This window comes from Streptomyces sp. NBC_00568 (assembly GCF_026341855.1).
Lineage (GTDB): Bacteria > Actinomycetota > Actinomycetes > Streptomycetales > Streptomycetaceae > Streptomyces.
On record NZ_JAPENW010000001.1, the window covers coordinates 2437749 to 2451374 of the forward strand.

Consider the following 13626-nt stretch of genomic DNA (forward strand, 5'->3'; position numbering starts at 1 on the left):
AAGCGGCGGCCTGCCGCAGGGCGGGCGTCCGGCACGGGAGATCGACGGACCGCCGCCGGCCGCGGTGATCGCGCGCCCGAAGCGGATGTCCGGGCGGCGCGAGACGACGGGCGGGCGGCGCGGGCGGGTGGTGGCCCGTCGCGCCGCCGAGGAAGGCGGGCTGATGCGGTGCCCCCTCGGGGGCGCTCCGGTCAGGCCTTGGGGGCCACCTTCGAGAGGCCGTTGATGATGCGGTCCATCGCGTCGCCGCCCGTGGGGTCGGTGAGGTTCGCGAGCATCTTCAGCGTGAACTTCATCAGCATCGGGTGGGTCAGACCGCGCTGGGCGGCGATCTTCATGACCTTCGGGTTGCCGATGAGCTTCACGAAGGCGCGGCCGAGCGTGTAGTAGCCGCCGTAGGTGTCCTTGAGGACGCGCGGGTAGCGCTGGAGGGCCAGCTCGCGCTGGCCGGGAGTGGCACGCGCGTGGGCCTGGACGATGACGTCGGCGGCGATCTGGCCGGACTCCATGGCGTAGGCGATGCCCTCACCGTTGAAGGGGTTCACCAGGCCGCCCGCGTCACCCACCAGCAGCAGGCCCCTGGTGTAGTGCGGTTGACGGTTGAAGGCCATCGGGAGGGCGGCGCCGCGGATCGGGCCGGTCATGTTCTCGGGCGTGTAGCCCCAGTCCTCCGGCATCGAGGCGCACCAGGCCTTCAGGACCTCGCGCCAGTCCAGCTCCTTGAAGGAGTCGGAGGTGTTGAGGACGCCGAGACCGACGTTCGAGGTGCCGTCGCCCATGCCGAAGATCCAGCCGTAGCCGGGCAGCAGACGGTCCTCCGCGCCCCGGCGGTCCCACAGCTCGAGCCAGGACTCCAGGTAGTCGTCCTCGTGACGCGGCGAGGTGAAGTACGTACGGACGGCGACGCCCATCGGGCGGTCCTCGCGGCGGTGCAGGCCCATCGCCAGGGAGAGCCGGGTGGAGTTGCCGTCGGCCGCCACCACCAGGGGGGCGTGGAAGGTCACCTCCCGCTTCTCCTTGGAGTCGGCGTCGCCCAGCTTCGCGCGCACGCCGGTGATGCGGCCGGTGCGGTCGTCGATGATCGGGGCGCCGACGTTGCAGCGCTCGTACAGCCGCGCGCCCGCCTTCTGCGCCTGACGTGCCAGCTGCTCGTCGAAATCGTCCCGCTTTCGCACGAGTCCGTAGTCGGGGAACGAGGCGAGATCCGGCCAGTCGAGCTGGAGCCGGACGCCGCCGCCGATGATCCGCAGGCCCTTGTTCCGGAGCCAGCCGGCTTCCTCGGAGATGTCGATGCCCATCGACACGAGCTGCTTCGTGGCGCGCGGGGTCAGACCGTCGCCGCAGACCTTCTCGCGCGGGAAGGCCGTCTTCTCCAGGAGCAGGACGTCGAGCCCCGCCTTCGCCAGGTAGTACGCGGTGGTGGAACCTGCTGGCCCCGCCCCGACGACGATGACGTCGGCGGTGTTTTCGGAGAGGGGTTGGGGCTCGGTCACGACGGGGTCTCCCCAAGGCTCGAAATCAACGTGCCGACGGGCACTGGACATGGGCAGTCTATGCAGCGGTACCGATCACCTGGCTGAAGGGCTGCCCCGTGAACCGAGCTCTCCCCGATGTACGACTGCGTGTTCCCACCGACGAGGACGCTCTCGCGTGGCACCGGGTCTTCGACGACCCGGAGGTCATGGAGTTCCACGGAGGCCGCACGGCCGAGCGGTCGGTGTACGAGGAACTCACGGCGCGCCAGCGGCGGCACGACGCGGAGCACGGGTTCTGCCTGTGGACGATGGTCGGCCCCGAGGACGAGGTACTGGGCTTCACCGGCGCGCAGCCGTGGCCGCACGCGTGGGGGCCGGCCGGGCAGATCGAGATCGGCTGGCGGCTGGGACGGGCGCACTGGGGCAAGGGGTACGTCACGGCGGCCGCGCTGACCACCCTGGAGCGGGTCCGCGCGGCGGGCGTCACGGACGTCGTCGCGATGGTCAACGCGGGCAACGCCCGTTCCATCGCGGTGACCCGACGGCTCGGCATGGAGCTCGCGGAGCGGTTCACGCTGCCCTCGTCGCGGCAGGAGGGCCACCGCTACCGGCTGGCCCTCTGACGAGTCCGGCAGGCCTCCTCACGGCTTCCGGAAGGGCACGGGCGAGGCTTACCCTTCCGGTACCGCTGGGGGTGACGTCCGTGCGCATAACACCCAAGACACCCGAAGTGCGCGTACCGCGGCTCGTCGGTCTGATGGCCGTGGACGCGCGTGAGACGGCAGAGGCGGGCGGTGTGCTGCTCGCCGCGCCCGACCGGCCCGACTTCCATCGGACGGTGGTCGACTACGTCGTACGGCAATTTCCGCAGCCGGGTGCCGAGGTGCCGCGCGGAGCGGTCGTCACCGTGTGGTTCGACCTCGGGGACGCGGAGGGCGGCGCGGGAGTGCGTGAACCCCGGCCGCCGCGTCCGCCGTCGGGAGGGCTCCGCCGTGAACTCGACCAGCCCGGCGACCCCTTCGAGGTCCTCAGGTAGCCGGGAGGGCGGGCCCCGGCGGTCAGGCCTGCTTGTAGCCCCGGTGGAGGGCCACGATGCCGCCCGTCAGGTTGCGCCAGGCGACCTTCGACCAGCCGGCCTTCTTCAGCCGCTCGGCCAGTTCCGGCTGGGTCGGCCAGGCGCGGATGGACTCGGCGAGATAGACGTACGCCTCGGGGTTGGAGGAGGCGGCGCGGGCGACCGGGGGCAGCGCGCGCATCAGGTACTCGGTGTAGACCGTGCGGAACGGCGCCCAGGTGGGGTGCGAGAACTCGCAGATCACGACACGTCCGCCGGGCTTCGTCACGCGGTACAGCTCGCTGAGCGCGGTGTCGGTGTCCTGCACGTTGCGCAGCCCGAAGGAGATCGTGACGGCGTCGAAGGTGTCGTCCTTGAACGGCAGCTTGGTCGCGTCACCGGCCGTCAGCGGCAGCCAGGGGTGGTTGCGCTTGCCGACGCGGAGCATCCCGAGGGAGAAGTCGCAGGGGACGACATAGGCGCCGGCGCGGGCGAAGGGGAGGGACGAGGTCGCGGTACCGGCCGCGAGGTCCAGGATCTTCTGTGCGGGGCGCGCGTCGACCGCCTTCGCGACCTCCTTGCGCCACACCCGGTCCTGGCCGAGCGACAGGAGGTCGTTGGTCAGGTCGTACCGTTCCGCCACGTCGTCGAACATCGAGGCGACTTCGTGCGGCTGCTTGTCCAGGGATGCGCGGGTCACGGTCCCCATTGTGGCAGTACGGGCCCGACGGCTCTCCGGCGCCCGGCCGGGAATCGGTCGCTGTTCCCGGCGCACGGGAAAAGCGCCGCACCCGCCCCGTGAACCACGGGGGGCGGGTGCGGCGCTGTCCGACGCTCCGGTGTCCGCCGGCGGGCGGGCGGGCTCAGAGCCCGTCGGCCCGACGGGCTCTGCCGCAGGCCGGGTACTACCGCACAGGCTCCGGGATCTCGGTGAACAGCGCGGTGATGGTGTGGTTGGCGTCCATGGTGATCGTGTAGTTGAGCGTGGTGTCGGTCTGGAGCACACCGTCGACCTGCCAGCCGCTGATCTGGAAGCCGGGGCTCGGCTCGGCGGTGACGGTGACCTGCGCACCGGGGTCGTACGGGCCGTACTCGCTCGGCCTGAGACTGCCTCCGGCGACGGGGCTGGAGGCCATGGTCAGGGAGACCCGGTTGGTGACCAGGGAGGTCCGATAGCCCGCCAGATACTCGGCAGCCCTCGTCGCGTTGGCGGCGTTGTTGTTGTTCTCGTCGCCGAGCGCCTGGCCGTTGAGCTGGTTGACGGTGTTGGAGTACTGGTTGACGACCGTGCACGCCAGGGTGCAGGCGCTGGAGTAGGCCATGATCGTGTGGTGCCGCTGGTCGGCGGTGACCCAGCCGTAGTTGTCGGTGCCCACGGGAGTCGTGCCGCCCTGGGCCACCACCGTCTTGCGGTCGTGCTTGAGACCGAAGTTGTGGCCGATCTCGTGCGCGAGGTTCTCCCACGCCGTGATGGAGAAGGCGCTGGTCACCGAGAAGGCGTTGTTGCTGGTCGTCGGGCCCGCCGGGGTGGGCAGGTTGGCCTGCCCGGAGCTGTCCTCCGCGGGGATGGCGGCGATGAGTGCCACCAGGTCGGCGCCGAAGGCGGCCCGCTGGGCGGCGGCCGTGGCACCGAGGGTCAGGTTCGTGGGGTTGCTGATCATGTTCAGCAGCGTTCCGGCGTTCTCACGGGCGACGCCGGTCGCCTGGGTCTGGTAGGTGTTGACGACATGCACGCTGGCCGGCACGTAGCTGGTCGCGAGTGCCCTGTTGAGCTGGTTCACGCCGTAGTCGATCCGGCTCTGGACCGCCGCGACCGAACCGAGTTCGGTGACGGTCGCCGGGGTGTAGGCGACGACGATGTCGATGGCCGCGGGATTGTCGGGAGTGGCGATCCGCAGACCCGGCTTGTGCGGCTTGGCCGACCGGGTCGGCGGCGCGGTCACGGTGTCGACGCCCTGTCCGCTGGGGGGCAGTTTCAGGGTGTCGATCTCCTGCAGCAGGTACCGGCCCGGCCGCTTGGCCAGCGGCTTGTACAGATACTGGCGGAAGCCCGCCTCGATCTCGCCGGAAAGGGTGACCGGCCCGGCCGTACACGCCCCGATGACGGACACGGAGATCGTGTTCTCCGGATGCCTCGGGTCGTGGCCGGACCAGAACACGGTGCCGTTCGGTTCCTGGCGTCTGAAGTCCTCGATCGCCGTGAAGCCCTTGCCGCGCTCGAAGAGCGGGAAGGTGCGGCGCTCGGGCACGCCGTCCTTCGGCTTGCGGCACAGCGAATGGAAGTCCTTCGGATTCGCACGCATCACGGCGCTGCGCTTCACCCAGGGCTCGGGCTCGTGCCCGCCGCCGGCTCCGGCGGCGGCGGGTGTGTTCATGGCCAGGGACAGGGCGGCGGTGAGGGCGGTCGCCGCGGTGGATGCGGCGAGCAGGGAACGACGCATGAGGTACGTCAGCCTCTCTGTGGGGAATCTCGCCCCATGTTCCGTAACCAAGATCGCGCGAGCTCGTTCTACGCGAGCTCGGACGCCCACCCGTGGAGAGGTTCACCCGGTTACCGGCACGGAGATGCCCAGGTGGCGGCGTTGATCAACCGGACGGTCGCAGGCCCCGCGAACCCCCTGGCCCGGCCCGCCCCGCGGCCACCGCCGGGCCGGCTCCGCGACCCGCCCTCGGTGCGGACGTCACGGCAGCAGTCTCGGCTTCCTGCGCGCGGCCACGTCCTCGACCCAGCCGAACAGCGGGATCGCGATCCAGATCAGCACCCAGCCGATGCCGAACATGAACCACTGGCTCTCCAGCGGCAGCCATTTCTCGAAGGCGGGCACGTTCCAGAACCGGTCGATCAGCGGGACCGCCAGGATCAGCGCGATCTCGTGCCAGAGGTAGATCGTCACCGCCCGGCCGTTGAAGATCGTCACGATGCGGTCGAGTCGCTCGAAGCGGGCCAGCCAGGCGAAGTCGACGTCGTAGTACGCCTTGAAATACATCAGCAGCGTCACGAAGCCCGCCGACCAGAAGGTCTGCGCGAGGGGGATCTCGTCGAGGTCGTAGGTGCCGAACTCCGCCTGGTGCGCGAGGGCGTACCAGCCGCCGAACGCGAGGGCGGCGAGCGACGCGAGGACCACGGCACCCGGCTTCAGCCGCTGGAGCACGCCCTCGCGGTGCGCGAAGCCTACGAGCCAGCAGAAGAGGTAGGTGGCGAGGTCCGTGAGAGCGCTGCCGAAGCGGTCGTACGGCGGCTGCCAGCCGTACTGGAAGACCACGATCGGAACGAGGGAGAGGAGCAGGACCGGAATCGGGGCCTTGCGGAAGATCTTCAGGAGCAGGGGGGAGAGCAGCACGAACCAGAGGTACGTCCGCAGGTACCAGAGGATCTCCCAGGCCTGGACACCCCACTGGTTGCCCGGCGGGTCGCCGACCGGGACGATCCAGAACACGATCTGCCAGCCCGGCATCCAGCCGTGGATCATCATCGCCACCACGACGAAGAGGCCCCAGAACCAGAACGGCGGCAGCAGGCGCCGCATCCGGCTTCGGACCACCTTGAACGCGGGGCGTTCCAGGGACTTGGCCATCAGCGTTCCGGCGAGCGCGAACATCACGCCCATCGACGGGAAGACCAGGCCCGCCCAGGCCCAGCCGAAGGTGTGGTAGCTGACGACACGGACCAGGGCGACGGCGCGGAGGGCGTCGAAGTAGCGGTCGCGGCCCCCGGCTCGCGCCTTCGGGGCCGGCTCGGTGGGCTTCTCGGGAGGGGAGCCCTGAGAGGCGGCCTCCGCGTCGGCCGAAGGCTCGTCGTGAGCCGGGGCCGGTGAAGGAGAGGGCCGGGGCGGCGAGGGGTCGGCAGGCACCGGTGCCTGCGGTGCCGTCGTCGAGAGGGCTCCCGGTTCCTCGGAGACGTACGGCCACTGCTCCTCGTACGGCACGGACTGCCCGTACGGCACGGGCTGCTGTACGGGCTGCCCGTACGGCGGCTGCGGCTGGGTGTATCCGGCGCCATATCCCTGGCCGTACGTCTCGTCGTGGCCGTGGCCGTGGCCGTGGCCGTATGCCTCGCCGCAGCCGTCGCCGTATGCCTCGCCGGGCTGCTGCGGATATCCCTGCCCGTACGGTTGAGGGGGCGTCTGCTGCCCGTACGTCTGGCCGTACCCGTGGCCTCCCTGGCCGTACCCCTGCGGCCCCTGCCCTGGCTGCCCCTGCCCCTGACCCTGACCCTGACCCTGCTGATCCGCGCCCCAGCTCATCTAGCTCACTCCTGCCGGGGTTCCGACCTCGCCCGTGCGCTTGAGCTTCTGCCAGCGGAGGCGGCCGCCGGTCAGGGCCGTGACGCAGGAGTGGATCAGAACCAGATACATCATCTGGCGGTACGCGAGTTGCTGCAGCGGCAGCATCGCGAGGTACCGGTACTTCTCCCGGTCGAGGCGGAACGCGTAGGCCGCGCAGACCAGTTGGACCGCGAGGACGGCCAGCCAGACGAGAAGCGCGGCCTGGAAGTCCACGAAGATCATCGAGTAGGCGGTGAACACGTCGATGAGGGGCGCGAAGACCGGTGTGACGATCTGGAACAGGACCACCAGCGGCATGCCCACGCGGCCGAAGCGGCCCGAAGGCCCCATGTCCGTCAGGGACTTGCGGTGCTTCCACAGGGCCTGCATGGTGCCGTAGCTCCAGCGGTATCGCTGCGACCACAGCTGCTTGAGCGAACCGGGCGCCTCCGTCCAGGCCTTGGCGTGCTCCTGGTAGACGACCCGCCACCCCGCTCGGTGCATGGCGATGGTGATGTCGGTGTCCTCGGCGAGCGTGTCCTCGCTCATGCCGCCGACCTCCAGCACCGCGTCCCGGCGGAACGCGCCGATCGCGCCGGGGATGGTGGGCATGCAGCGCAGCAGGTCGTACATGCGGCGGTCGAGGTTGAAGCCCATCACGTACTCGATATGCTGCCAGGCGCCGATCATCGTGTTGCGGTTGCCGACCTTGGCGTTGCCCGCGACGGCCCCGATCTCCGGGTCGGCGAAGGGCTGCACGAGCTGGTGCACGGCGTCCGGCTCGAAGACGGTGTCGCCGTCCATCATCACGACGATGTCGTACCGGGCGTTGCGGACACCGTTGTTGAGCGCGGCCGGCTTGCCCGCGTTCTCCTGCCGGATGACGCGGACGTTCGGCATGCCGAGCGACTCGGCGATCTCGGACGTGTTGTCCTCGGAACCGTCGTCGACCACGATGATCTCGATCGGATGCGTGCTCTTCGCCAGCGATCTCAGGGTGTTGGCGATGCATTCCTTCTCGTTGTACGCGGGCACGATCACGGTCACCGGCCGGGTGACCGTCGGCCCCCAGCTGAACTTTCCGCCCCTGCCGCGTCTGCGGTTGCGCTGCCGGTAGTGGCGGCGGGCGAGAACCAGCATCATCCCGAACCGGCCCATGACGGCGACGCCGACGACCACGAGGAACCAGGACAGCGCCGGTACGACCCATTCGGCGACCGCCACGGCGTAGACGAGCGCCTTGCCCTCGTAGAGGGTCGCGCCGGTGGCCTTCCGCTGCGCGGCCTGCGCGGCCGCGCTCGCGGCGGTACCGGCCGAACCAGGGCCCGCCTGCTGACCGTTCGCCTGCCCACCGCCCGTCTGCCCGCCGCTCGCCTGCTGACCGGGAGGCAGGTTCGACCCGGTGGCCCCTCCGGTGCCGCGTGCCTGGGCCGCGGCCCGGTTCAGCTTGGCCTGGGCACCGCTGACGGTGGTGAAGGTGTAGCCCTTCGCCTTCATCTTCTTGATGTAGACGCCGAGCGCCTCGACCGTCTGCGAGCGGTCACCGCCCGCGTCGTGCATGAGGACGATGGCGCCCTGGTTCTTCTTCGGCGTCGCCCACTTGACGATCTTCGAGACGCCCGGCTTCTTCCAGTCGTCGCTGTCGGTGTCGACGAAGACGCTCGTGTAGCCGAGGCCGCCGAGCTCCTTGTAGACGGGCCAGCTGTAGTTGTCGACGGCGTTGATCTCCGACGAGTACGGGGCGCGGAACAGCGTGGTGGTGACGCCGGCCGCCCCCGCGAGGGCCAACTGCGTCTGCTTCAGCTCACGTTGGAGGCGCGTGGTGCTCTGATAGGAGAGGTCGACGTGGGTGAAGGTGTGGATGCCGACCTCGTTGCCCTGGTCCACCAGGGTCTTCACCACGTCCGGGTAGCGGGAGACCATCGAGCCGACCATGAAGAAGGTGGCCTCGACGTCGTTCTTCTCGAGGACCTCGAGGACTTCGGGCGTCCAGTTCGCGGTCGGCCCGTCGTCGAAGGTGAGCACGATGGTCTTCTTCGGCACGGACTGCGTCTTCGCGGTGCCGTTGTCGAAGGTCAGGATGGGCCCGCCGTCGAGGATCTTCTCGGGGACCTTGTCGTAGGCCGCGCCGTCGCGCACCCGCGCGTCGTTGCCGATCTCGGAGCGCAGATAGCCGTCGAGCAGCATCACGCTGATGAGCGCCAGCAGGAGCAGCAGGGCGAGGATGACGCGTGGTTTCTGCAGCGCCGCGGCCTTGCCGGCCGCCCGCTCCATCTTGGAGGGGGCGCGCCGACGGCCGCGCGCGGGCGTCGTCGTAGTCATGAGGGTGAGTGCGTCCCCGTCAGTTGGCGCCGGTGGAGGCGGAAGCCCCGGCGGTTGTCGTGGGAGCGGAGGAGGGCGCGGACCCGGTGGGCGGACCCGAGGGCGGGGTGCCGGTCGGTGCGCCGCTGGGGGCGATGCCGCCCGGCTGTATCCCGTTGCCCCCGCCGGGTGCGGAACCGGCCCGGCCACCGTCGAAGGGGAGGAGCGAGGACGGCGTCAGCGAAGTGCCCCAGCCCATGAAGGCCATGCCGAGCACGACGGCGTAGCCGAGGCAGACGACGCCGACGAGGGTGCCGATTCTGCGCAGCATGCGGGCGCGGCGCCCAGAGTTGTCAACGAACACGGGGCCGTCCACGGCCCCGCTGCCGCGTTTGCGGCGGCGGCCACGCACCGGGGCATGGTTTTCGATGGCGGACTCGGATTGCATTCCCCAGACATTAGGACGCCTTTATGTGTCAGAAACTCTGCTTTCCGTGTGAGCGGCCCACGAGAGATGCCTCTACCTGTATTTTCTCTATGAGATTCAAGGACCATCCTCGCAGCTCAAGCCCGATGGATTTGGAAGATATGCACCATTTGAAAGTCCGGATCACCCCCTTTTCCGGTACTCTCCCCCGCGACTCCCATGCATGATCTCCATTCGGCATTCGGGTCCGGATGTGACACATTTCCAGTCGGGGAACGACCGTTTGTTTCCGACCTGAGACAGAAATCACGAGAAATAGCGAGAGCGGGTGCGTGCGCAATGAGGAGTTTCCTGAAGCCGGCCGCAGGGGTCGTCTGCCTGGTGGCCCTGGCCTGTGCGGGGTGCTCCTCGGGCGGCGACGACGCCTCGGACGGAGCGTCCGCGCCGCCCGGACGGTCGGCCGCGGCACCGTCACCGAGCCCGAGCGCGTCGGAGTCGTCGGCCACCTCGTACGCCCCGTACGTGAGCGCCACGACCGCCTCCGCCACCGACTCGGCGGGGTCCCCGACCACCTACAACCTGGCCTTCGTGATCTCCGACGGCAACGACTGCACGCCGAGCTGGAACGGGACGTACGCCATCGGTGACACGGCCGTGAAGTCCCGGATATCGGCGCTGAAGAAGTCCGGCGCGAGTGTGCGGGTGTCGTTCGGCGGCGCCTCCGGCAAGGAGCTGGCGTCGACCTGCGACAGCGCGAGCGAGCTCGCGGCGGCCTACGGCGCGGCACTGGACGCGGCCGGCTCCACCCAGGCGGACTTCGACGTCGAGGGCGACCAGTTGACCGATTCCGGCTCGGTCGCGCTGCGCTCCGAGGCGATCGGGCTGCTCCAGAAGGAGCGCACCGATCTGACGGTGTCCTTCACCCTGCCCGTCATGCCCTCCGGCCTCGACGACGACGGCCTGGCGCTCCTGGAGTCCGCCAACGACCATTCCGTGAAGGTCTCCACGGTCAACATCATGACCATGAACTACGGGAGTTCGTACGCCGACGACATGGGCGACTACGCGATCACGTCCGCCGAGGCGGCCCACGACCAGCTGAAGGACGTGTTCGGACTGTCGGACGCGGGGGCCTGGCAGGGGCTCGCGCTCACCTCGATGATCGGCGTCAACGACGTCGACAACGAGACGTTCGGCCTCTCGGACGCGGCGCAGGTACGGGAGTTCGCCGAGAGGAAGGGCGTGGCCTGGGTGTCGATGTGGTCGACGTTCCGGGACCAGCAGTGCGGGGACGACGACTCTGCGTCCGATGACGCGGCGACCGACTGCAGTGGGGTGAAGCAGAGTTCGGGGGCGTTCGCGAAGACGTTCGCGGGCTGAGCCGGCGGCACGTGCCGTGATCAGCGGCTCCGGTACACCAGCCGCCCGCCGATCACGGTCGCCACGCAGGTTCCCGCACCGAGCCGGACCAGTTCGGCGCGGTCCGCCACGTCGAACACGGCGAACCGGGCGGGACCGCCCGGCACGAGCCCCGGCAGCATGATCAGCGGGGTCGGGGACAGCGACGCCGGCCCCGCGAGCCGTTCCGGCCGCCGCCCCACCGCGAGACCCACCCTGCGCACCGCGTCGACCACGGCTCGCGACCGCAGCTCCCCGGCCACCGCCACCGTGCCGTGCGCCAGCAACCGCTGGATCCCACGCCGCGCGCTCGCGCCGACGCGCGTGGGATCGGCGCGGAAGATCCGCTTGGCCCGCTCCCCGCCGATGGGCTCGGTGCCGAAGCCGTCGGCCTCGCGCGGGTCCGGGTGGTACATGGCTTCCAGGAGCTCCGGGCCGTACGGGTTGAGCAGCCCCGGCGTCAGGATGCCGGGCCAGTGCCGCACCTTCGCGCCCGGATGGGCGGCGGCCAGTTCCTCGTACGGGCCGACGGCGGCGACGACTGCCCCGTCGACCAGGACCGAGGTCCCGGCCGACCGCTCGGCTACGTGAAGTGTCAGCACGGCGCGGCTAGTTGGAGGCCAGCAGCTTCAGCTCGGGGTGCGCCGTGCCGCCCGCGATCGCCGTCGAGGAGATGTGGGACATGACGCGCTCGTCGACCGGGTCGTTCGCCGGGTCCTCGTGGACGACGATGTGCTCGTACGTCGTCGTCCGCTGGGCGGGGACGCGGCCCGCCTTGCGGATCAGGTCGATGATCTCCATCCGGTTGGAGCGGTGCTTGGCACCGGCGGAGGAGACGACGTTCTCCTCCAGCATGATCGAGCCGAGGTCGTCCGCGCCGTAGTGCAGGGAGAGCTGGCCGACCTCCTTGCCGGTGGTCAGCCAGGAACCCTGGATGTGCGCCACGTTGTCGAGGAAGAGACGGGCGATCGCGATCATCCGCAGGTACTCGAAGAGCGTCGCCTGCGTACGGCCCTTCAGGTGGTTGTTCTCGGGCTGGTAGGTGTACGGGATGAAGGCACGGAAGCCGCCCGTCCGGTCCTGTACGTCACGGATCATCCGCAGGTGCTCGATACGCTCGGCGTTGGTCTCGCCGGTGCCCATCAGCATGGTGGACGTCGACTCGACGCCCAGCCCGTGCGCGATCTCCATGATCTCCAGCCACCGCTCGCCGGACTCCTTGAGCGGGGCGATCGCCTTGCGCGGCCGGGCGGGAAGCAGCTCGGCGCCGGCGCCGGCGAACGAGTCGAGACCGGCCGCGTGGATGCGCTGGATGGCCTCCTCGACGGTCACCTTGGAGATCCGGGCCATGTGCTCGACCTCGGACGCGCCGAGGGAGTGGATGACCAGCTCGGGGTACGCGCCCTTGATCGCGGCGAAGTGCTTCTCGTAGTACTCGACGCCGTAGTCCGGGTGGTGTCCGCCCTGGAACATGATCTGCGTCCCGCCGAGCTCGACGGTCTCGGCGCAGCGGCGCAGGATGTCGTCGAGGTCGCGCGTCCAGCCCTTGGCGGTGTCCTTGGGGGCGGCGTAGAAGGCGCAGAACTTGCACGCCGTGACGCACACGTTCGTGTAGTTGATGTTGCGCTCGATGATGTACGTCGCGATGTGCTCGGTACCCGCGTACCTGCGGCGGCGTACGGCGTCGGCGGCGGCGCCGAGCGCGTGCAGCGGGGCGTCGCGGTAGAGGACGAGCGCCTCTTCCGGGGTGATCCGCCCACCCCCGGCGGCACGGTCGAGGACGGCTGTGACATCAAAAGACGTAAGGTCGGCCTTCTCGGTCACCGGGAGCGTCCCTTTCGTAAGGGTTGTGGACAGACCCAACCACCCTACGCCAGCTCGTCGCGCCGACCGACGTCAGGCCGCGTAAGCCCCGATCAGGAGCCCCACGTACGCCCCCGCGATCAGGAACGGGCCGAACGGGATCGACGTCTTGCGCCCGGCGCGCCGCACGATCACCAGGACCATCCCGTACAGCGCGCCGAACAGGAAACCCGCGAAGGTCCCCAGGAACACCACGCTCCACCCGTACCAGCCGAGCACCGCCCCGAGACCGAGCGCCAGCTTCACATCGCCGAAACCCATGCCGTTCGGGTTGATGAGGAAGAGCACGAAGTACGCGCCCCCGAGCGCGAGCGCCCCGAACAGCGCCGTCAGCCACTCCCCCGCGTGCTCGGGCAGGGCGGCGGCCACCCCGAGCAGCGCGAGCGCCGCCACCGCGAGCGGCAGGGTCAGCGCGTCCGGCAGCCGCTGCACCCGGAAGTCCACCACGGCGAGCAGGACGCCGAGCGGCGCGAGCAGCAGCCAGGCGCCCAGTTCCGGGCGCGTCCCGGTCGCGAGGGCTAGCCCGGCACAGACCAGGGCGGTGGCCGGCGAGACGAGGAGGGTGCCGGGGCCGTACCAGGAAGCGCCCGGCGACCTGGCGAGCCCGAGCCATCCGCGCGCCACCCCGGTGATCGGCTGCCCGTCGGGGCAGCGGTCGCGCCACGGCTCGTCCGGCTCGACGGCGAGGCGGTACGCGGGCCGGGGCACCAGCAGCCCCGCCGCCGCGCCCCAGAGCGCGGCGGCGACGACGAGCCAGAGGTCGAGATCCACGCGTTCCCCCAGGAAGAAATCCGTTCCGACGGCCACGGCGATGCCGGCCTCGGCCCCGACCGTTCAGCCCCG

12 protein-coding genes are annotated in these 13626 nt (G+C 70.1%); 3 read left to right on the forward strand and 9 right to left on the reverse strand.

The window, feature by feature from the left end:
- Positions 1-191: 191 nt before the first annotated feature.
- Positions 192-1493, reverse strand: a complete 1302-nt coding sequence (locus OOK38_RS10470) for a geranylgeranyl reductase family protein (RefSeq protein ID WP_266761560.1) — start codon at positions 1491-1493, stop codon at positions 192-194.
- A gap of 98 nt (positions 1494-1591) precedes the next feature.
- Here OOK38_RS10470 and OOK38_RS10475 point away from each other — a divergent pair, with 98 nt between their 5' ends.
- Both OOK38_RS10475 and OOK38_RS10480 read left to right on the forward strand, forming a co-directional pair.
- Positions 1592-2098 carry a GNAT family N-acetyltransferase gene (locus OOK38_RS10475; protein WP_266761559.1) on the forward strand — a complete coding sequence of 169 codons (507 nt, stop codon included), beginning with the start codon at positions 1592-1594 and terminating at the stop codon, positions 2096-2098.
- An 80-nt stretch (positions 2099-2178) separates the two neighbouring features.
- Positions 2179-2511, forward strand: coding sequence for a PASTA domain-containing protein (locus tag OOK38_RS10480; RefSeq protein ID WP_266848368.1), 333 nt, complete (start codon positions 2179-2181; stop codon positions 2509-2511).
- A 22-nt stretch (positions 2512-2533) separates the two neighbouring features.
- On the opposite strand, the gene OOK38_RS10485 is transcribed toward OOK38_RS10480, so the two are convergent.
- From OOK38_RS10485 to OOK38_RS10505, 5 genes are all read right to left on the reverse strand, one after another.
- Positions 2534-3229, reverse strand: a complete 696-nt coding sequence (locus OOK38_RS10485) for a demethylmenaquinone methyltransferase (protein WP_266761555.1) — start codon at positions 3227-3229, stop codon at positions 2534-2536.
- Between the two features lie 205 nt (positions 3230-3434).
- Positions 3435-4970: a reprolysin-like metallopeptidase gene (locus OOK38_RS10490; protein ID WP_266761553.1), complete on the reverse strand. Its 1536-nt coding sequence runs from the start codon at positions 4968-4970 to the stop codon at positions 3435-3437.
- Positions 4971-5210: 240 nt separating this feature from the next.
- Positions 5211-6473, reverse strand: coding sequence for an acyltransferase (locus OOK38_RS10495; RefSeq protein ID WP_266765800.1), 1263 nt, complete (start codon positions 6471-6473; stop codon positions 5211-5213).
- Positions 6474-6773: 300 nt separating this feature from the next.
- Positions 6774-9116 (reverse strand): bifunctional polysaccharide deacetylase/glycosyltransferase family 2 protein, encoded by a 2343-nt coding sequence (locus tag OOK38_RS10500; protein ID WP_266761551.1) that lies wholly within the window; start codon positions 9114-9116, stop codon positions 6774-6776.
- 19 nt (positions 9117-9135) lie between these two features.
- Complete coding sequence (locus tag OOK38_RS10505; protein ID WP_266761549.1) at positions 9136-9543, reverse strand: hypothetical protein; 408 nt, start codon at positions 9541-9543, stop codon at positions 9136-9138.
- 318 nt (positions 9544-9861) lie between these two features.
- On the opposite strand from OOK38_RS10505, the gene OOK38_RS10510 reads away from it, so the two are divergent.
- Positions 9862-10902, forward strand: a complete 1041-nt coding sequence (locus OOK38_RS10510; protein WP_266761548.1) for a chitinase — start codon at positions 9862-9864, stop codon at positions 10900-10902.
- Positions 10903-10922: 20 nt separating this feature from the next.
- Here OOK38_RS10510 and OOK38_RS10515 read toward each other — a convergent pair whose 3' ends face one another.
- From OOK38_RS10515 to OOK38_RS10525, 3 genes are all read right to left on the reverse strand, one after another.
- Entirely contained in the window at positions 10923-11522 is a 600-nt protein-coding gene (locus tag OOK38_RS10515) for a hypothetical protein (protein WP_266761546.1), read from the reverse strand.
- 7 nt (positions 11523-11529) lie between these two features.
- Positions 11530-12744, reverse strand: a complete 1215-nt coding sequence (gene mqnC / locus OOK38_RS10520; protein ID WP_266761544.1) for a cyclic dehypoxanthinyl futalosine synthase — start codon at positions 12742-12744, stop codon at positions 11530-11532.
- 72 nt (positions 12745-12816) lie between these two features.
- Entirely contained in the window at positions 12817-13554 is a 738-nt protein-coding gene (locus OOK38_RS10525; RefSeq protein WP_266761542.1) for an A24 family peptidase, read from the reverse strand.
- Positions 13555-13626: the final 72 nt, after the last annotated feature.